Origin of the sequence: Tardiphaga sp., from assembly GCF_028290495.1 — a bacterium.
Classification (GTDB): Bacteria; Pseudomonadota; Alphaproteobacteria; order Rhizobiales; family Xanthobacteraceae; genus Tardiphaga.
The window spans coordinates 1-19,009 of the sequence record NZ_JAQGJT010000019.1; the positions used below are offsets into that span (position 1 = coordinate 1).

The following is a 19,009-nucleotide window of genomic DNA, read 5'->3' on the forward strand; positions in this document are numbered from 1 at the left end:
GACGCCGGCATCGGCGGCATCAGCGCCAAGTTTCTGAAAGTTCTGACCGCTAACCGCCGCCTGTTCGCGGTCCGCGACGTGATCCGCGCTTTTCGCGCGCTAGTGGCAAAATTCAAGGGCGAAGCCACGGCCGACGTCACCGTCGCCGAGCCGCTCAGTGACAAGAATCTCGACGCCCTGAAGACCGCACTAAAATCAGTGACGGGCAAGGATGTCGCGCTCAACGTGAAGATCGATCCGGCCATCATCGGCGGGCTTGTCGTCAAGCTCGGCAGCCGCATGGTGGACAGTTCGCTTCGCACCAAACTCAACTCGATTAAGCACGCGATGAAAGAGGCAGGCTGATGGACATCCGCGCCGCGGAAATTTCCGCGATCCTCAAGGATCAGATCAAGAACTTCGGCCAGGAAGCTGAAGTTTCCGAAGTTGGACAGGTTCTGTCCGTCGGCGACGGCATTGCCCGCGTCTTCGGCCTCGACAACGTCCAGGCCGGCGAAATGGTCGAGTTCGAGAACGGCACGCGCGGCATGGCGCTGAATCTCGAAACCGACAACGTCGGCATCGTGATCTTCGGCGCCGACCGCGAGATCAAGGAAGGCCAGACCGTCAAGCGTACCCGCGCCATCGTGGATACGCCGGTCGGCAAGGGTCTGCTCGGCCGCGTCGTTGACGCGCTCGGCAACCCGATCGACGGCAAGGGCCCGATCCAGTTCGAAAAGCGCATGCGCGTTGACGTCAAGGCGCCCGGCATTAGTCCCCGCAAGTCGGTCCACGAGCCGATGGCAACCGGCCTCAAGGCGATCGACGCCCTGATCCCGGTCGGCCGTGGCCAGCGCGAGCTGATCATTGGTGACCGTCAGACCGGCAAGACCGCGATCGCGCTCGATACCATTCTCAACCAGAAGCCGCTGAACTCGCAGCCGGACGAGAGCAAGAAGCTGTATTGCGTCTACGTCGCGATCGGCCAGAAGCGCTCCACCGTCGCGCAGTTCGTGAAGGTGCTCGAAGAGCAGGGCGCGCTGGAATATTCCATCGTCGTCGCCGCCACCGCTTCCGATCCGGCCCCGATGCAGTACATCGCGCCGTTCACCGGCTGCACCATGGGCGAGTACTTCCGCGACAACGGCATGCACGCCGTCATCATCTATGACGATTTGTCGAAGCAGGCTGTCGCCTACCGCCAGATGTCGCTGCTGCTGCGCCGCCCGCCGGGCCGCGAAGCCTATCCCGGCGACGTGTTCTATTTGCATTCGCGCCTGCTCGAGCGCGCTGCGAAGCTCAACGATTCGCAGGGTTCGGGTTCGCTGACGGCGCTGCCGATCATCGAAACCCAGGCCAACGACGTGTCGGCCTACATCCCGACCAACGTGATCTCGATCACCGACGGCCAGATCTTCCTCGAAACCGACCTGTTCTTCCAGGGCATCCGCCCTGCCGTGAACGTCGGTCTGTCGGTTTCGCGCGTCGGCTCCGCCGCGCAGACCAAGGCGATGAAGAAAGTCGCCGGCAAGATCAAGGGCGAGCTGGCGCAGTACCGCGAAATGGCGGCATTCGCTCAGTTCGGCTCCGATCTCGACGCCTCGACGCAGCGCCTGTTGAACCGCGGCGCCCGCCTCACCGAACTCCTGAAGCAGCCGCAGTTCTCGCCGCTGAAGATGGAAGAGCAGGTCGTGGTGATTTACGCCGGCGTCAACGGCTACCTCGACAACCTGCCGGTCGCCAAGGTGCGCAGCTTTGAAGATGGTCTCCTGTCGCTGCTGCGCGGCAAGAACGTCGACATCCTGAACGCCATCCGCGACAGCCGCGATCTCAGCGACGATACCGCTGGCAAGCTCAAGGCTGTTGTCGAAGGTTACGCCAAGTCTTTCGTTTGATTCTGCGGTGATGGCCGGCCTCGCGCCGGCCATCACCGTAAGCGTTGATACAATTCAGAACGTGGATGTCAGGCACACGGCCGGGCATGACCAACGAGAGGTTTGCGATCGGGCCAAGCGCTTGATCGCCGGGGTGGACTGAGAATGGCTTCACTTAAAGACATGCGTGTCCGCATCGCCTCCACCAAGGCGACGCAGAAGATCACCAAGGCCATGCAGATGGTGGCGGCGTCCAAGCTGCGCCGCGCGCAGCTGGCCGCCGAAGCCGCCCGGCCCTACGCCGAGCGGATGGATGCGGTTATTGCCAGCATCGCAGGCGCGGCAGCCGGTTCCGGCACCGGCCCGGCGCTGCTCGGCGGCACCGGCAAGGACCAGGTTCACCTCCTGCTGGTCTGCACCGGCGAACGCGGCCTGTCCGGCGCGTTCAACTCCTCGATCGTCCGTCTGGCGCGCGAACGCGCGCTGGCGCTGATGAACCAGGGCAAAGAGGTCAAGTTCTTCTGCGTGGGACGCAAGGGCTACGAGCAGCTGCGCCGCACCTTCGACAAGCAGATCGTCGAGCATCTCGAACTGCGCTCGGTGAAGCAGCTCGGCTTCGTCAACGCCGAAGACATCGCCAAGAAAGTGCTCGCGCGCTTCGAGGGCGGTGAATTCGACGTCTGCACGCTGTTCTTCGCGCGCTTCAAGACCGTGATCGCACAGATCCCGACCGCTCAGCAGATCATCCCGCTGGTGGTGCAGGCCAAGGCCGCCGCGACCGACGGCCCGGCGCCGGTTTACGAATACGAGCCCGAGGAAGACGAAATCCTCAAGGGCCTGCTGCCGCGCAATCTCGCGGTGCAGATCTTCCGCGCGCTGCTGGAGAACAACGCTTCGTTCTACGGCGCGCAGATGAGCTCGATGGACAACGCCACGCGCAACGCCGGCGACATGATCCGCAAGCAGACATTGATCTACAACCGCACCCGTCAGGCGATGATTACCAAGGAGCTGATCGAGATCATCTCCGGCGCCGAGGCGATCTAATTCAGCATTTCGGTCCCGTTTGACCGTCGTTTCAAGTTTCGGACTTCAAGGAGAAGTTTCATGGCTACCCCCAACCAGACCGGCCGCATCACCCAGGTCATCGGCGCCGTCGTCGACGTGCAGTTCGAAGGCCACCTGCCCGCGATTCTGAGCGCCATTGAGACCATGAACGGTTCCAACCGTCTGGTGCTCGAAGTTGCCCAGCATCTCGGCGAATCGACGGTCCGCACCATCGCGATGGACACCACCGAAGGTCTGGTCCGCGGCCAGCCGGTCAGCGACACCGGCAACCCGATCATGGTCCCAGTCGGCGTGGGTACCCTCGGCCGTATCATGAACGTGATCGGCGAGCCGATCGACGAAGGCGGTCCGATCGCCTCGGAAGGCCTGCGCGCCATCCATCAGGAAGCACCGCTGTACACCGAGCAGTCTACGGAAGCTGAAATTCTCGTCACCGGCATCAAGGTCGTCGATCTGCTCGCGCCCTACGCCAAGGGCGGCAAGATCGGCCTGTTCGGCGGCGCCGGCGTCGGCAAGACCGTGCTGATCCAGGAACTGATCAACAACGTCGCCAAGGCGCACGGCGGCAACTCGGTGTTCGCCGGCGTTGGCGAGCGTACCCGCGAAGGCAACGATCTCTATCACGAGTTCATCGAGTCCAAGGTGAACGCCGATCCGCACAATCCCGACCCGTCGGTGAAGTCGAAGTGCGCGCTGGTGTTCGGCCAGATGAACGAGCCTCCGGGCGCGCGCATGCGCGTAGCGCTGTCGGGCCTGACCGTCGCGGAACATTTCCGCGATCAGGGCCAGGACGTGCTGTTCTTCATCGACAACATCTTCCGCTTCACCCAGGCGGGTTCGGAAGTGTCGGCGCTGCTCGGCCGCATTCCTTCGGCGGTGGGCTATCAGCCGACGCTGGCGACCGACATGGGCGCGCTGCAGGAGCGCATCACCACCACGCACAAGGGTTCGATCACCTCGGTGCAGGCCATCTACGTGCCGGCCGACGATTTGACCGATCCGGCGCCCGCCACCTCGTTCGCCCATCTGGACGCGACGACCGTGCTGAACCGCGCGATCTCGGAAAAGGGCATCTACCCGGCCGTGGATCCGCTGGATTCCACCTCGCGCATGCTGTCCCCGCTGATCGTCGGCGAGGAGCATTACCAGACCGCACGTATGGTTCAGCAGGTTCTCCAGAAGTACAAGTCGCTGCAGGACATCATCGCCATTCTCGGCATGGATGAACTGTCGGAAGAGGACAAGGTGGCCGTCGCCCGCGCCCGCAAGATCGAGCGCTTCCTGTCGCAGCCGTTCTTCGTCGCCGAAATCTTCACGGGATCGCCGGGCAAGTTCGTCGACCTCGCCGACACCATCAAGGGTTTCCGCGCGATCTGCGAAGGCAAGTACGACCACCTCCCGGAAGCCGCCTTCTACATGGTCGGCGCCATCGAAGAGGCCGTCGAAAAGGGCAAGAAGCTGGCTGCTGAAGCCGCTTAAGAAACAACGGAAGCAGCGCGGCCCGCGAGTCGCGCTGCTTCCTCCGCTCTTTCTGACTATTCGCTATTCGTGACCCGCAGGTACCACCATGGCCACCTTTCACTTCGATCTCGTCTCGCCGGAAAAACTCGCCTTCGCAGGTGAAGTCGATCAGGTCGACGTCCCCGGCCTCGAAGGCGACTTCGGCGTGCTGGCTGGTGCCGCCCCGATGGTCGCAGCCCTTCGTCCGGGGATCATGACCATCACCACAGGCGCCACCAAGCAGATGATCATCGTGCTCGGCGGCCTCGCCGAAGTGAACGACAAGGGCCTCACCGTGCTGGCCGATGTCGCGACCTCGCTGCAGGATCTCGATCGCAGCGCTTTTGCCGACCAGATCACGGCGATGGAAGAGAAACTGGCCGAGAAAGAGGGCTCCGTCCTCGACCGCGCCATCGAGCGCCTCGACCACTTCAAGGTCATCCAGCAGCACATCAACTCGACGGCGATGCATTAACGTCCACTGGCTGTCATCGCCCGGCTTGACCGGGCGACCCAGTAATCACTGCCATCGAAGATCAAGCCGTGACGTCTGCGTCTGCTGAATCACCCGGTCAAGCCGGGTGACGACCGCGGAGTTCGCGGCTTGGCCGGCGCGCACCTCACACATATTTCGCAAAATCGCTGGCCACCGCGCGATAGACCTCGCGCCGGAACGGCACCACCAGGTCGGCGACGCGATCGAGCCGCTCCCAGCGCCAGGCGTCGAACTCCGCCGGCTGGCCGTTGCGCGGCGTCAGTGGATCGACTTCCTCATCCTCTCCGGTGAACCGCAAGGCGAACCATTTCTGACGCTGGCCGCGGAATTGCGCGAAGCGGTGCGTCGGGTCTTCACAGGCGATGAAGTCGTAGGTCAGCCAGTCCGTCTCATCGAGATAATCGGCATGGACCACGCCGGTCTCTTCCCACAGTTCGCGCATCACGGCCGTGCGCGGATCCTCGTCCGCATCGATGCCGCCCTGCGGCATCTGCCATTCCAGCCCCGGCAAGATGATCTCCGGCCCGTCGTCCTTGAAGCGACGGCCGATCAGCACCTTGCCTTCGGCATTGAACAACGCGACGCCGACATTGGGGCGGTACGGCTTGTCCGGCGCCACGTCTATTCGCCGGACAGTTTCGAGAATTCCTTCACCACCCGCTCATAGACCGGGCGTTTGAACGGCACGATCAGGTCGGGCAGGTTTTTCATCGGCTCCCAGCGCCATTTGATGAATTCCGGCTTGTGGCCGCCGCCCGGCGCCACGACGTTGATTTCCTCGTCGCGACCGGTGAAGCGCACCGCGAACCACTTCTGGCGCTGACCGCGGTAGCGGCCCTTCCAGCTGCGGCCGGCGACGGTGCGGGGAATGTCGTAGATCAGCCAGTCCGGCACCTCGCCGAGCTTTTCGACCGAGCGCACGCTGGTCTCTTCATAAAGCTCGCGCTTGGCGGCTTCCCAGGTATCCTCGCCGGGATCGACGCCACCCTGCGGCATCTGCCAGACATGGGTTTCATCGACATGTTCGATGCCGCCGGCACGACGTCCGATAAAGACAAGCCCTTCCGGGTTGATCAACATCATTCCGACGCAGGTTCGATAGGGCAGGTCTTCGTAGCGCGCCATTCCGTCAATGCCTCTCGCGTCTCGTACGCAGTTCACGCAGCGATTCGGCTGTGCCGAATTCACCCTAGACCAAAGACGCTTGCCTGTTTTTGATTTCAGCATCGCGGTTGTCAATGGCACAAGCATCACGCCGCGGCTTTCCAAGGCTTTTGCCCAGGCGCCGATGCGCTCGATCGAGATCGGCAGCGCCGAGGCGAAGCCGACGGCGTAGCCGCGCTCTTTCGCCAGGCTCTCGAGCTTCGCCAGCGCCTTGTCGATATCCGCCGAGGTCGGCACCGTGTCGATGCCGAGATCGGCGCGCGCGAACGGCATCCCCTGCCCCTCGGCGACCGCCTGGCCGACGCTGCGCGCCGCCGTGCCGTCGTCGAAATAGCCAAGGCCACGCTTGCCGGCATCGCGAATCACAGGCTGCATGGCGGCATCGGCCGCGACGAAGCGCGCGCCCATGAAATTGGCGACCCCGACATAGCCCTGGAATCGGCTCATGTGCCACAGCAGGCGATCGAGGTTCTGTTCCGGCGTGGCAGTGGCCAACAACGTCTGCGGGCCGGGATCGTTGTCGGGATAGTCGAACGGCTCCATCGGCAGTTGCAGCAGCACCTCGTGGCGCTGCGCGCGGGCACGCTCGACGAGCTTGCCGGGATCGGAACCGTAGGGCGTGAAGCCGAGCGTGACGGCGGCGGGCAGTTTCATGATCGCATCGGCGGTTTTGGCCGCGCCGACGCCGAGGCCACCGATCACAATCGCAATGCTCGGCGTCTTCATCGCTTTGGCACGCTCGGCATCGGAGCCGGCCGCATAGGCCGACACCGGCTTGAGGCCGTCAGCGGCGATCGGCACCATGCCGTAGCGTGATTTCTCCAGCAGCTTGGGATTGATGCCAGAGATCACCGGGGGCGCGGCTTCCGGCGCACCGGGTTCGACCGTCTCCGAGCCGTCGCTGGAGACGACGACATCGCGCCGCGCGCCGCTGGAGCCGTCGATGATGGTGATGGTCTTCTGGCCGGTGACCTCGGGCGCTTTCTCCGCCGCCTTGGCGGGACCGCGTTTGATTTCAATCGGGGGCTTTTCTTCAGCCGGCGCCGGCGGCTTCAGCGCCACGCGCGACACCGGCTCGCCGCCGAGCGGATTATCACCGAAAATCGCAAAGCCGAGAAAGCCGAGCAGCACCACACCGAGCACGCCCGCAACTGCCTGCGGCGCCGAAATCGGCAGCCGGAAGCGGCGCTTGCGGACCTCTGTCTGTCCAAGCGGGGCGCTCAGATCGTCGCTCGACACGGTCATGGACCTCCCGAATCAGGTGGCCGGAGGATACCACGCCACGTCAAGGCGACAGCACCGATTGGGGCCACGAAAAAGGGCGACCCACAGGCCGCCCTTTCCTCAACTTCTTTCGCTCGAACGATCAGTTCGGCTTGGTCTCGGGCTTGGCCGCCTCGGGCTTGGCTTCCGGCTTCGCGGCGGCCTTGTCCTCGGTTACCGTCGTGTTGGCGGTGACCTTCATGCCGTGCAGCAGGTCGGCTGCGGCCTTGAGCGCCTTGTCGTCCTTGGCATCCGGCGGCACGTAGGACTGCGAGCCGGTCTTCTCGTCGCCGTCGTTCTTGAGATGGCCACGTAACGAGGCTTCGCCCTTGGTGTCGGTGCGCGACTTCAGCTCATCCGGCACGTCCTGCACGATCTCGATGTCGGGCACGATGCCCTTGGCCTGGATCGACTTGCCGGACGGCGTGAAGTAGCGCGCCGTGGTCAGCCGCAGCGCGCCGTTGCCGGAACCGAGCGGGATGATGGTCTGCACCGAGCCCTTGCCGAACGAGCGCGTACCGATCGTGGTGGCGCGCTTGTGGTCCTGCAATGCGCCGGCGACGATTTCCGACGCCGAGGCGGAGCCGCCGTTGATCAGCACGACCACCGGCTTGCCCTTGGTGAGATCACCGGCATGCGCGGTGCGGCGCTGGGTTTCCTCGGCGTTGCGGCCGCGGGTCGAGACGATTTCGCCGCGCTCCAGGAACGCATCCGACACCGTCACCGCTTCTTCCAGCAGGCCGCCGGGGTTGTTTCGGAGATCGATGATGAAGCCCTTGATCTTGTCGGCGCCAATCTGCGACGTCAGGTTGGCGATCTCGCGCTTCAGGCCTTCGGTGGTCTGTTCGTTGAAGGTGGTGACGCGGATGTAGGCGATGTCATCGCTTTCGACGCGCGCGCGCACCGAGCGGACACGGATGTTATCGCGCACCAGCGTGACGTCGAGCGGCTCATCCCTGCCCTTGCGGACGATCTTCAGCTTGATCTTGGTGTTGACCGGGCCGCGCATCTTCTCGACGGCCTGGTTCAGGGTCAGGCCCTGCACCGCTTCATCGTCGAGGCTTGTGATGATGTCGTTGGCCATGATGCCGGCCTTCGACGCCGGCGTGTCGTCGATCGGCGACACCACCTTGATCAGGCCGTCTTCCATCGTGACTTCGATGCCGAGGCCGCCAAATTCACCGCGGGTCTGCACCTGCATGTCACGGAAGCTCTTGGCATCCATGTAGCTGGAATGCGGATCGAGGCCGGTGAGCATGCCGGAGATGGCGGACTCCACCAGCTTGCTGTCGTCGGGCTTCTCGACATAGTCGGAGCGGACGCGCTCGAATACGTCGCCGAACAAATTGAGCTGGCGGTAGGTGTCGGAGGTCGCAGCGCGGGCGCTGGTTCCCATGAACACCGCGCGTGGCTGGGTCACGAAGAGCGTCAGGGCGGCGCCGGTGGCAGCACTGAGCAGGATTATCGAAGTCTTGCGCATCATCCGCGAACCTTTTCGCCTTCGTTTGCGGCCCACCATGGACCAGGGTCGATTGGAGTCCCGTCCTTACGGAACTCGATATAAAGCACGGGCTGGCTGGCATTGGCCGCCAGAACGGACGCTACCCGGGATGTCGATCCCATGATGGCGACCGGTTCACCCGTCAAAACGAACTGGCCGATGTTGACCGAAATGCGTTCCATTCCGGCAATCAACACATGATACCCGCCACCCGCGTTGAGGATCAAGAGTTGTCCGTAGCTGCGGAACGGGCCGGAATAGACAACCCAGCCATCACACGGGGTTGTGACCTGAGCGCCGCCGCGCGCGGCCAGCGAAATGCCCTTTTCGACACCGCCGACGCCATCGGAACCGCCGAAATTGCGAATCTTGATGCCGTTAACTGGCAGCGCAAACAGTCCCTTGGCCGAGGCAAAGGCGATCGCCGGGCTTAAACGTGCGGTATCCTTGAAGGCGCCGACATTCGGTTTGCCGTTACCAAGCGCGGCAGGCGCGCCCTGCAGACTTGCCGTCTGAGCGGCCTTGGCCGCTGCCCTGGATTCCTGTTCCATCTTGGCGATCAGGCCCTGCAGGCTGTCGACCTGCTTGGACAGCGCCAGCGCGCGGGCCGCCTCGGTCTCCATGTCCTTTTCAGCCGCTCTCTGCTGCTTCTGCCGTTCCTCGGTGAACGAGGCGAGCCGGACCTGGTCTTCCTTGAGCTTGTCGCGGTCGGCCGCGAGCTTGTCGCGCTCGGCGCCGATGTTCTTGCGCAGAGCGACGAGTTCACCGAGATCGGCAATCAACTTGTCAGCGCGCACGCGCATGTCAGGCACCACGGCGCCGAGCAGCATCGCGGTGCGCAGCGATTTCAGTGCGTCTTCCGGACGCACGAACAAAGCCGGCGGTGCGCGACGGCCGGCGCGCTGCAGAGCGGACAGCACTTCGGCGATCTCGGAACGGCGCGATTGCAGCGAGAAGCGAATCTCGCGTTCGCGCGCATCGAGCGGGCCGAGGCGGGCTTCGGAATCGTCGATCTTCGTCTCGACGTCGCGCACCCGGGCTGCGATGTCGATCAGCTGCTGGCTGAGCTTGCCGCGGTCCTGTCCGAGGGCTGCGATATCGGCCTTCAGCTTTTCCTGTAGTTCGGCGGCGGCCTTCTGCTGCGCGCGGGCAGCTTCCAGCTCCTGCTCGCGCTGCCGGATGATATCGACGGGTGGCGCAGTGGCCTGCTGCGTCGGCGCCGCATTGACCTGCGCGCACGCAGGCTTCGCGCTCGCGCCAATCAGGCCGGCCGACAGCAAAGCAATCGAGAATAACGACGCATACATCCCGCCGCGGCGAACGGTGTGGGTTTGACAGAGATTGGGCCGCGGTGACTGCATCAAGCGGGTCGTCGCCTTCACTGGGAGTTCTAAACGCGGTGATACGGGTGGCCGGACAATATCGTCGCGGCCCGGTAAATCTGTTCCAGAAGCATGACGCGAACCATCTGGTGTGGCCAAGTCGCCGCGCCGAATGCGATACTTAACTTGGCTCTGCGCCGCAAATCGGGCGAAAGTCCGTCCGCCCCGCCGATCACGAAAATTGTATGCGGCACTGATTCGTCTCGCCAGCGGCCGAGATGCCGGGCGAAGGTCGGGCTGTCGACGCTGCTGCCGCGCTCGTCCAGCGCGACAATCACCGCCTTTTCCGGAATCAGCGCCGAAATCGCGGCAGCCTCCTCGGCAATTCTGGTCGCCGTGTCACGGGCACGGCTTTCCGAAATTTCATGAATCGCCAGGCCGCGAAAGCCGAGCTTGCGACCGATATCGTCGAACCGATCGCGATACCGCTCCGCCAGTTCGCGCTCGGGCCCTTGCTTGAGCTTGCCGATCGAAATCAAAACCAGATGCATCGGGGCAAGATATCATCATTCGAGGGTAAGCCGGCTGCCTGTCCGGGTCGCGACGCAAGACGCAGTGAAGTATTGTGTCGCAAGCCGGGCCGTAACGAACGCCGGAGTTCGCTGACACCCCGCTCCGCGGAGCGGCACAGAGATGCCGCGCCGCGTCCGGGGCGAAGGCTAAACCGCCTTCAGTTCTATCTTGGCTTCGTCGCCCGGACTCTGCGTCCACAACCGCTCGAGATTGTAGAATTCACGCACTTCCGGACGGAAGACGTGAACGATCACTTCGCCGGTATCGATCAGAACCCAGTCGCAATTCGGCAGCCCCTCGATATGGAGCTTCTTGTTGCCGGCTTCCTTCAGACCCTTGGCGACAGTCTCGGCCAGCGATCCGACATGGCGGTTCGAGCGGCCGGTGGTGACGACCATGTAATCGGTGAACGCCGACTTGCCGCGCAGGTCGATGGTGACGGTCGATTCCGCCTTCATGTCATCGAGCCGCTTGAGGATCAGGTCGAGCACCACGGTGGCGCTGTCGCGAACCTGCAAGCCAGCGAGCGCGGCTTTCTTCGCCTTCGTTACCTTGGCGGTAGAAGCCTTAGCGACCGAAGTCTTGGCAACCGAAGTCTTGGCAACTGCGGCCTTCTTCGGCGCAGCGGCCTTCTTGGCGACTACAGCCTTTTTCGGTGCGACGGCCTTCTTCGCAACAGCGGGTTTGAGAGCGGCAGCTTTGGTTGAAGCTTTGGCAGCTACTTTGGCAGTTGCCTTGGCCGGGGCCTTCTTTTTAGCGGCGCCGGTTTTCGTCGATACAGAAGTGGCCAGGGACCATTCCTTTCACGGTACGGGGCGCCTGATCCGGCGCCCGGTGGAAAGAGTATGCATGAGGGTGTCGTGGATTCAATATTCCAGAGCGCCCCTATAGCACTTATCGCGGCGGTGTTGTGGAATTACGTTTTCCAGCTGCCATCGGCATTGCGAAGCCTCGTCGAGGAGAGCGACAGCTTCAGCCCGGTCAGGAACACCCAGGCGGGCGGATCGAGATCAGCTAATGACCCCGCCTCGCCCTCCGGTATCCGGTAACGCCCCAGCGCCTGCGCCGCAGGCGCCGCGAGGCCACGCAACGTAAGCGGCGGTCGGTCGATTACCGCAAACGGCACTTCCGCCGCGATTCGCTGCCAGTTTTCCCATTTGTGGAACTGGGCGAGGTTGTCCGCGCCCATGATCCAGACGAAACGGGCCGTGGCGCAGCGCTTGCGCAGGTACTGGATGGTGTCGACGGTATAGCGCGTGCCGATCACGGTCTCGAGGCACGTCACGTCGATGCGCGGATGATCGGCCATCGCGCGTGCGGCGGCAGCGCGCTCGGAGAGATCGTGCAGGTTGCGCGAATCCTTCAGCGGGTTGCCGGGCGACACCAGCCACCAGACGCGATCGAGTTGCAGTCGCTTCATCGCAAACAGCGAGATCGCGCGATGCGCCTGATGCGGCGGGTTGAACGAGCCGCCAAGCAGCCCGATCCGCATGCCGTCACTGTGAAACGGAATGTCGTGGCCCGAAATGCTGTGGCCGAAGACTGAAGGGTGATCCGACTCAGTCCCCACGCGCGCACACGGTGTTGATCACGGCCGGGTCTGCCCGGTGCCGTGGATACGATATTTGAAGCTGGTGAGCTGCTCCGCGCCAACCGGACCGCGGGCGTGGAATTTGCCGGTGGCGATGCCGATCTCGGCGCCGAAGCCGAACTCGCCGCCATCGGCGAACTGCGTTGAGGCGTTATGCAACACGATCGCGGAATCGACCTCGTTGAGAAAGCGCGTCGCGGCCGCGACATCCTCGGTCACGATCGCATCCGTGTGGTGCGAGCCGTGGTCGTGAATATGGATGAGCGCGCCATCGAGACCGTCGACGATCTTCGCCGCGATGATGGCGTCCTCGTATTCGGTGTCCCAGTCCTCGTCGGTAGCAGCCTTCACGCGCGCATCCGCGGCCTGCACGGCGACGTCACCGCGGACTTCGCAGCCGGCCTCGATCAGCATTTCGACCAGCGGCTTGAGATGCGTTGCGGCCACCGCGCGGTCGATCAGCAGTGTCTCGGTCGCGCCGCAGACGCCGGGCCGCCGCATCTTGGCGTTCAACACGATCGATTTCGCCATATCGAGCGAAGCAGCGCGATCGACATAGACGTGATTGACGCCTTCGAGATGCGCGAACACCGGCACCCGGGCCTCGGCTTCGACGCGCGCGACCAGGCTCTTGCCGCCACGCGGCACGATCACGTCCACGCCGCCGTTGAGGCCGCTCAGCAGCAGCCCGACCGCGGCGCGGTCGCGGGTCGGCACCAGCGTAATCGCGGCCTCCGGGAGCCCGGCCTCGCGAAGCCCCTGCACCAGACAGGCATGGATCGCGCGGCAGGAGCGGAAACTGTCGGAGCCGCCGCGCAGGATCACGGCATTGCCGGATTTCATGCAGAGCACGCCGGCATCTGCCGCCACGTTCGGACGGCTCTCGAAAATCACCGCGACAACACCGAGCGGCACGCGGACGCGCTCGATGGTCATGCCGTTCGGCCGCTGCCAAGTTTCGGTGACAAGGCCGACGGGGTCGGCAATATCCTGGATAACGCGGATACCGTCGGCCATCGCGCTGACGCGGGCCGCGGTCAGGGTCAGGCGGTCGACGAAGGCGGCAGTCGCGCCGGACGCACTGGCTTCGGTGACATCCTCGGCGTTGGCGGCCAGGATAGCCGGCGCCCCCTCGCGGATCGCCCGCTCCATCGCCGCCAGCGCCCGGTTTTTCTGTTCGGCCGGCGCAATCGCCAGCGCCCGCGCGGCAGCGCGCGCGTCTTGCGCGAGGGCGTTCATCAGCAGCGGCAAATCAGCCGTGCCGTCGATGGATTTCAGCGAGGCGGTCATGTCAGGCCCAGGCGGCAGGAAGCTCTATACGCAAAATAGGGGCTCCCAGGCCCGAGGTCAAAGCGTGTTCGGCGATGGCTGGCGCGCGAAAGCGCGTCAAGCCGCCCGAACCGTGGCCAGGAAGTCGCTGACCTCGGCCTGCAGCGTTCGGGCCTGCGCCGCCAGCCGGTCGGCCTCGCCGAGCAGTCCGGAGGCCGCCTGGCCGGTGGCTTCGACGGCTTCGCTGACGCCGTTGATGTTTTCCGAGACGTGCTTGGCGGAATCCGCGGCTTCCTGGACGTTGCGGGTGATTTCCTGGGTCGCAGCGCCCTGCTGGTGCATCGAGGCCGCGATGGTGGTGGAGATGTCGTTGACCTCGACGATGGTCATCGAGATCCGCTTGATCGCCGCCACGGCGTCGGCGGTCTCGGCCTGGATGGTCTCGATCTGGGCGCGAATGTCGTCGGTGGCTTTGGATGTCTGGGTCGCCAGCGACTTCACTTCGGAGGCAACCACCGCAAAGCCGCGGCCGGCGTCGCCTGCGCGCGCCGCCTCGATGGTGGCATTCAGCGCCAGCAAGTTGGTTTGGCTGGCGATCTGGGTGATGAAGGCGACCACCTCGCCGATCTTCTGCGCGGCATCGGCGAGGCCGGCAACGCTGGCATTGGTCTTCTCGCTCTCTTCGTTGGCCTTACGCGCCACCACCGAGGCCTGCGTCACCTGGCGGCCGATTTCCGAGATCGAGGCCGCCAGCTCTTCCGATGCGGCGGCGACGGTCTGCACATTGACGGTGGATTCCTCGGCGCCGGCGGCCACCGCGCTGGTACGCTGCTGGGTGCTTTCGGCATTGACCGACATCGTCTGCGCGGTGCTCTGCATCGCCGCTGCGGCGCCGGACACGGCGCCGACGATGCCGCCGATACGAGCCTCGAAGCCATCCGCCATTTCGCGCATCAGTTGTTTCTTCTGCCGCTCGGCCTGGGCGCCGAGCTCTTTCTGTTCGGCCTGCATAGCCTGCATCGCGACCGCATTGTTCTTGAACACCTGCACTGCTTTCGCCATCTCGCCGACTTCGTCGCTGCGCGAGGCCTCAGAGATATCAACCGACAGATCGCCACCGACCAGCCGCTCCATCTTGTCTTTCAACCCCGTCAGCGAAAGGCTGATATTGCGGCTGAGCAGCAGGATCAGTCCGCTGGTGATGAGTAGCAGCACCATGCCGTAGCCGGCCAGCCGATACACGACCGCGCGATAGTCTGCCTCCAGGTCATCGATCCAGACACCGGCAGTGATGATCAGCTTCCACGGCACGAATTTTTTGACAAAGGTCATTTTCGGCAAGGCCTCGGTCGTGCCGGGCTTCGGATAGTCATAGGTCGTGACACCTTCGTCGCTGGACTTCACGGCGGCCGTCAGGTTGTCCGAAACATAGCGGCCGTCCGGCATGGTCGAGCCGCGGCCACCCTCGATCTTCGGAACGCCGGCATTGGTGAACCAAATGCCGTCGAAATTGACGATCGCCACATAGGCCTTGTGATCATCGAACCACATGCCCCGGCCGGCATCCCTGAAGCGAGCCATGGCGTCGTCCCGCGTCATCTTGCCGGCAAGGACCTGGGCTTCGAGCGCGCTGGCCTGCTCCGTCGCCATTTCGACAACGCCCTTCAGCTTGGCAACGCGGTCCTGCAGCATCCGCTCATGCAGAATAGAAGTCGCTGCGCCGATCGCCGCCGTCAATGAAATGCCAGTCAGGGCCAGAACCAGCAGAAGCTTGGTTCGGATGCGGATTTTATTGATCATGGCAACGACCCCTGCGCGGAAATTACCGCAGGGTGTGGCACGGCATGGACGAAGATACCGTTAATTGGAAGCCACTCAGAATAAAATTGCGAACTCTCATATCATTGAAATTACTTTATAATTCCTGGAGACCGCCGCCTGGATCGACTGATGCGGCTTCGCACGCCTTCCGTACCTGCTATTGTCAAGCGTGAACCGTGAGTTCCGCCATGACTGGGATTGCAGAATGGCTAGCATCGGTCGGCTTGGGAGAGTACGCCCAGCGCTTCGGCGAGAATGCCATTGACCTCTCGGTCGTCCGCGATCTGACGGAGCAGGATCTAAAGGATCTCGGCGTGCTGCTTGGGCATCGCCGCAAGATGCTGCGCGCGATTGCAGAGTTTAAGGGCGGCATCCACATAACACCCGAAACAGGGGCCAAACTGTTGCCGCGAGACGCCGCTGAGCGGCGCCAGCTTACGGTCATGTTCTGCGATCTGGTGGGCTCGTCGGCCCTTTCGGTCCGCCTTGATCCTGAGGACTTGCGAGCGGTAATAGGCGCCTTTCACAGATGTATCGCAGAGGTTATCGAGCAGAATGAGGGCGTTATCGTTAAGTACCTGGGCGATGGCGCGCTCGCCTATTTCGGCTATCCCCTGGCGCACGAGGATGATGCCGAGCAGGCGACGCGCGCAGGGCTGACGCTGGTCGACGCCGTGGCCAACCTCCCGACAGAAATCGGCGGCAAGCTGCAAGTTCGGGTTGGCATCGCGACCGGCACAGTCGTCGTCGGCGATTTGATCGGTGAAGGTGCCGCCAAGGAGCAGGTGGTCATCGGTGAGACGCCAAATTTAGCTGCGCGCCTGCAGACGTTCGCCGAGCCTGGTATGGTGCTAATCTCCGAGAGTACACACCGGCTCGCTGAGGGGTATTTCGAATTCCGCAATCTCGGCCCTATCACACTTAAAGGCTGGGCGGACCCGGTACCGGCTTGGCAGGTCCTGAGAACCAGTGGAGTGGAAAGCCGTTTCGAGGCGCAACACACGGCCAGATTGACACCACTGATCGGTCGCGACGAGGAGATCGAGCTATTAGTACGTCGCTGGCGGCATGCCTCGCAGGGCGACGGCTGCGTTGTGGTGCTGACAGGAGAGCCGGGCATCGGCAAGTCGCACATTTCCCTCGCGCTTCAGGAACGACTTCAAGCCGAACCACACATTCCGTTGCGCTTTTTCTGCTCAGCGCATCACACGAACAGTGCGCTGTTTCCATTCATCGGCCAACTCGAACGGGCCGCCCGGTTTGAGCGAAGTGACTCAACGGCGGAGAAATTCGGCAAGCTCGAAGCTTTGCTCGTCCCACCCGGCGCTGACGCGGACCATGCGATGCCGCTCCTGGCCAACCTTCTGTCGTTACCACCCGATGACCGCCATCGCCTACCAGAGCTGAGCCCGCAAAAGCGCAAGGAAATGACGTTGGCGGCGCTTTTGGCACAGTTCAATAACCTGGCAGCCCGGCGGCCACTGTTCATCCTTTTTGAGGATGTCCATTGGGCGGACCCGACCTCGCTGGAGCTACTCACGGTTATACTGGACCAGGTGCCCCGGCTTCGGGTGCTGCTGCTCATCACCGCGAGACCGGAGTTCACGGCACCCTGGCCAGGTCATGCACATGTGACGACGGTCTCGCTAACGCGACTAAGCCGACGCGACGGGGCGACATTGATCGGTCGCGTCACCGCTGGAAAAACGCTTCCGGAGGAGGTGATGAACCAGATCCTCGCGCGTACCGATGGCGTGCCCCTCTTCGTCGAAGAACTAACCAAGACGGTACTGGAAACCGGATTCCTGGAGGAGCGGGACGGTCATTACGCGCTCAACCGTCCACTGCCCTCGATGGCGATTCCGACAACATTGCACGCATCGCTGGTGGCAAGACTCGACCGGTTGGCGCCGGTGAGGGAAGTAGCCCAGATCGGTGCAGTGGTAGGCCGGGAATTCTCCTACGAACTGCTGAACACCGTAGCGGGGCTGTCTAAAGAGAAGCTTGAGGGCGCGCTTACCCAACTGGTTCGGTCAGAGCTGGTATTCTGTCGGGGTGAGGCGCCGGAGGCGGTCTATACCTTCAAGCACGCGCTTGTGCGGGACGCAGCCTATTCGGGACTTCTGAAAAGCCAGCGCGCAGCGCTACATGCCACAATCGCGGACGCATTCGAACAACGGTTCCCGGAAATTGTGGAGGCTCAACCCGAAACTCTCGCGCACCATCTCACCGAGGCCGGACTCATCGAAAAGGCGCAAGGCTATTGGCTAAAGGCCAGCAAGAAAGCAGCCATGCGCTCCGCCAACCTTGAGGCCATCGCACACTCGCAGCGAGGCATCGAAGCCTTGGGACACCTGGCCGACAGCGGAGGAAAGGACAGGTGGGAGCTTGATTTTCACCTCGCCCTGGGGCCCTGCCTGATCGCAACCCAGGGACCTGCTTCGAACAACGCGGTCGCGACGTTCGCCCGCGCTCGTGAGTTGTGCGAGCGCCTCGGAGATCCCCCCGAGCATCTCCAGGTCATGTTCTGGCTTACCACCGCGAGCGTTATTCGCGGTGAGTTGCCGGCGGCCCAGGAAGCGATTGCGGTCTTGCTTCATCTCGCCGAAGCGCGCGGCGATCGTCCTGCGTTGCTCAACGCGACGCGCGGGCAGGCTATGATCCGCCTTTTCATGGGACATCTCACCAGTGCCCGCGAAGTGCTCGAACGAGCGATCGCGGCGTTCAACGGAAGTAGCGAGGAGGAGAGATTGGCGGCTCGCGCGGCCGGCCAGGACGCCGGAGTGGCTGACCTGGCCCTGATGTCGTGGGCTCTCTGGCTGCTCGGCGATGCCGATACTGCAATCAACCGAATGGTCGCCGCGATTCAGCGCGCTGACGGCATCGATCATCCGCATTCGCAAGCTTATGCTTGTTACTATGCGTCTGTTCTCCACGCCCTTCGGGGGGAGCTGTCGAACGCGCAGGAATATGCAGAACGCTGTATCGCTCTATCGGAGGAACACGGATTTCGGCAGTGGCGCGGCCTGGCGCACGCCGTCCGGGGAATCTGCGTGACTTTACTCGACCCTTCATCCAGCGCGATCGAGGAAGTCCGGAGTGCGTTGGATGAATATCGCCGCGCGGGCTATCAGCTCGGCATCACGGCGCTGTATGTACTCTTGTGTCCGGCCTTGCTGTTAAGTCACGGATGCGAGGCTGCGCTGGATCTGATCGAGCAAGGGCTCGCTACAACAAATCGCAACAGCGAACAGATATTCGAGGCAGAACTGTATCGATTGAAGGCGCATGCGCTGCTCGTCCGCGACGCCCCTGATGCCACGGCCGAGGCGGCGTCACTGCTCAACCAGGCGCTGACCATGGCAAGAAACCAGCACGCCAATGCCCTTGAACTTCGGGCAGCGAGAGATTTGGCCGCGCTATGGGCCGATCAAGGTCGACGTAAGGAAGCCCACGACCTTCTCGCACCCATCTACAATTGGTTCACCGAAGGATTCGACACGCAAGATCTGAGACAGGCGAAGGCATTGCTCGACCAGTTGCGGTGAACTGAACCTGGCCACAGGTCGTTGAGCCTTAGATCAAAGA

General features: G+C 63.2%; 15 protein-coding genes and 1 pseudogene. 6 read left to right on the forward strand and 10 right to left on the reverse strand.

Annotated features, from left to right (window positions below):
• From JWQ24_RS02850 to JWQ24_RS02870, 5 genes are all read left to right on the forward strand, one after another.
• A partial coding sequence (locus JWQ24_RS02850) for a F0F1 ATP synthase subunit delta (RefSeq protein ID WP_299804109.1) occupies window positions 1-345 on the forward strand: 345 nt, incomplete at its 5' end.
• The gene (gene atpA / locus JWQ24_RS02855; RefSeq protein ID WP_299804112.1) at window positions 345-1,874 is read left to right on the forward strand and encodes a F0F1 ATP synthase subunit alpha; all 1,530 of its coding nucleotides are present in this window, start codon (window positions 345-347) and stop codon (window positions 1,872-1,874) included. The genes JWQ24_RS02850 and atpA, both read left to right, overlap by 1 nt.
• Before the next feature lie 144 nt (window positions 1,875-2,018).
• A complete protein-coding gene (locus JWQ24_RS02860; RefSeq protein WP_299804114.1) occupies window positions 2,019-2,900 on the forward strand; it encodes a F0F1 ATP synthase subunit gamma in 882 nt (293 codons plus the stop codon).
• Between the two features lie 60 nt (window positions 2,901-2,960).
• Window positions 2,961-4,400, forward strand: a complete 1,440-nt coding sequence (atpD, locus tag JWQ24_RS02865) for a F0F1 ATP synthase subunit beta (protein WP_299804117.1) — start codon at window positions 2,961-2,963, stop codon at window positions 4,398-4,400.
• A gap of 88 nt (window positions 4,401-4,488) precedes the next feature.
• Window positions 4,489-4,896 (forward strand): F0F1 ATP synthase subunit epsilon, encoded by a 408-nt coding sequence (locus JWQ24_RS02870; protein WP_299804119.1) that lies wholly within the window; start codon window positions 4,489-4,491, stop codon window positions 4,894-4,896.
• A gap of 145 nt (window positions 4,897-5,041) precedes the next feature.
• Here JWQ24_RS02870 and JWQ24_RS02875 read toward each other — a convergent pair whose 3' ends face one another.
• The 10 genes and pseudogenes from JWQ24_RS02875 to JWQ24_RS02920 all read right to left on the reverse strand — a co-directional run bounded on the left by JWQ24_RS02875 (window position 5,042) and on the right by JWQ24_RS02920 (window position 15,400).
• Window positions 5,042-5,536 (reverse strand): RNA pyrophosphohydrolase, encoded by a 495-nt coding sequence (locus JWQ24_RS02875; protein WP_299804122.1) that lies wholly within the window; start codon window positions 5,534-5,536, stop codon window positions 5,042-5,044.
• Window positions 5,537-5,538: 2 nt separating this feature from the next.
• Window positions 5,539-6,042: an RNA pyrophosphohydrolase gene (locus tag JWQ24_RS02880; RefSeq protein WP_299804282.1), complete on the reverse strand. Its 504-nt coding sequence runs from the start codon at window positions 6,040-6,042 to the stop codon at window positions 5,539-5,541.
• Between the two features lie 84 nt (window positions 6,043-6,126).
• Window positions 6,127-7,326, reverse strand: a pseudogene (locus JWQ24_RS02885) (divergent polysaccharide deacetylase family protein); the annotation flags it as partial.
• A gap of 121 nt (window positions 7,327-7,447) precedes the next feature.
• Window positions 7,448-8,827, reverse strand: a complete 1,380-nt coding sequence (locus tag JWQ24_RS02890) for a S41 family peptidase (protein ID WP_299804124.1) — start codon at window positions 8,825-8,827, stop codon at window positions 7,448-7,450.
• A complete protein-coding gene (locus tag JWQ24_RS02895; RefSeq protein ID WP_299804126.1) occupies window positions 8,824-10,206 on the reverse strand; it encodes a peptidoglycan DD-metalloendopeptidase family protein in 1,383 nt (460 codons plus the stop codon). The genes JWQ24_RS02890 and JWQ24_RS02895 overlap by 4 nt, the downstream gene beginning before the upstream one ends.
• Before the next feature lie 29 nt (window positions 10,207-10,235).
• Window positions 10,236-10,718 carry a 23S rRNA (pseudouridine(1915)-N(3))-methyltransferase RlmH gene (gene rlmH / locus JWQ24_RS02900; RefSeq protein ID WP_299804128.1) on the reverse strand — a complete coding sequence of 161 codons (483 nt, stop codon included), beginning with the start codon at window positions 10,716-10,718 and terminating at the stop codon, window positions 10,236-10,238.
• Between the two features lie 168 nt (window positions 10,719-10,886).
• Complete coding sequence (gene rsfS, locus JWQ24_RS02905) at window positions 10,887-11,258, reverse strand: ribosome silencing factor (RefSeq protein WP_299804130.1); 372 nt, start codon at window positions 11,256-11,258, stop codon at window positions 10,887-10,889.
• A gap of 398 nt (window positions 11,259-11,656) precedes the next feature.
• Window positions 11,657-12,268 (reverse strand): nicotinate-nucleotide adenylyltransferase, encoded by a 612-nt coding sequence (locus tag JWQ24_RS02910; RefSeq protein WP_299804284.1) that lies wholly within the window; start codon window positions 12,266-12,268, stop codon window positions 11,657-11,659.
• Window positions 12,269-12,328: 60 nt separating this feature from the next.
• Window positions 12,329-13,621, reverse strand: a complete 1,293-nt coding sequence (locus tag JWQ24_RS02915; protein WP_299804133.1) for a glutamate-5-semialdehyde dehydrogenase — start codon at window positions 13,619-13,621, stop codon at window positions 12,329-12,331.
• 96 nt (window positions 13,622-13,717) lie between these two features.
• A complete protein-coding gene (locus JWQ24_RS02920) occupies window positions 13,718-15,400 on the reverse strand; it encodes a methyl-accepting chemotaxis protein (protein WP_299804136.1) in 1,683 nt (560 codons plus the stop codon).
• Window positions 15,401-15,609: 209 nt separating this feature from the next.
• Here JWQ24_RS02920 and JWQ24_RS02925 point away from each other — a divergent pair, with 209 nt between their 5' ends.
• Complete coding sequence (locus JWQ24_RS02925; RefSeq protein ID WP_299804138.1) at window positions 15,610-18,969, forward strand: adenylate/guanylate cyclase domain-containing protein; 3,360 nt, start codon at window positions 15,610-15,612, stop codon at window positions 18,967-18,969.
• Window positions 18,970-19,009 lie beyond the last annotated feature (40 nt).

Excerpts from the sequence above, each read along its gene's own strand:
- atpA (WP_299804112.1), top strand. The coding sequence starts at position 345 with ATGGACATCCGCGCCGCGGAAATTTCCGCGATCCTCAAGGATCAGATC.
- JWQ24_RS02860 (WP_299804114.1), top strand. The coding sequence starts at position 2,019 with ATGGCTTCACTTAAAGACATGCGTGTCCGCATCGCCTCCACCAAGGCG.
- atpD (WP_299804117.1), top strand. The coding sequence starts at position 2,961 with ATGGCTACCCCCAACCAGACCGGCCGCATCACCCAGGTCATCGGCGCC.
- JWQ24_RS02870 (WP_299804119.1), top strand. The coding sequence starts at position 4,489 with ATGGCCACCTTTCACTTCGATCTCGTCTCGCCGGAAAAACTCGCCTTC.
- JWQ24_RS02880 (WP_299804282.1), bottom strand. The coding sequence starts at position 6,042 with ATGGCGCGCTACGAAGACCTGCCCTATCGAACCTGCGTCGGAATGATG.
- JWQ24_RS02890 (WP_299804124.1), bottom strand. The coding sequence starts at position 8,827 with ATGATGCGCAAGACTTCGATAATCCTGCTCAGTGCTGCCACCGGCGCC.
- JWQ24_RS02895 (WP_299804126.1), bottom strand. The coding sequence starts at position 10,206 with ATGCAGTCACCGCGGCCCAATCTCTGTCAAACCCACACCGTTCGCCGC.
- rlmH (WP_299804128.1), bottom strand. The coding sequence starts at position 10,718 with ATGCATCTGGTTTTGATTTCGATCGGCAAGCTCAAGCAAGGGCCCGAG.
- JWQ24_RS02915 (WP_299804133.1), bottom strand. The coding sequence starts at position 13,621 with ATGACCGCCTCGCTGAAATCCATCGACGGCACGGCTGATTTGCCGCTG.
- JWQ24_RS02920 (WP_299804136.1), bottom strand. The coding sequence starts at position 15,400 with ATGATCAATAAAATCCGCATCCGAACCAAGCTTCTGCTGGTTCTGGCC.
- JWQ24_RS02925 (WP_299804138.1), top strand. The coding sequence starts at position 15,610 with ATGACTGGGATTGCAGAATGGCTAGCATCGGTCGGCTTGGGAGAGTAC.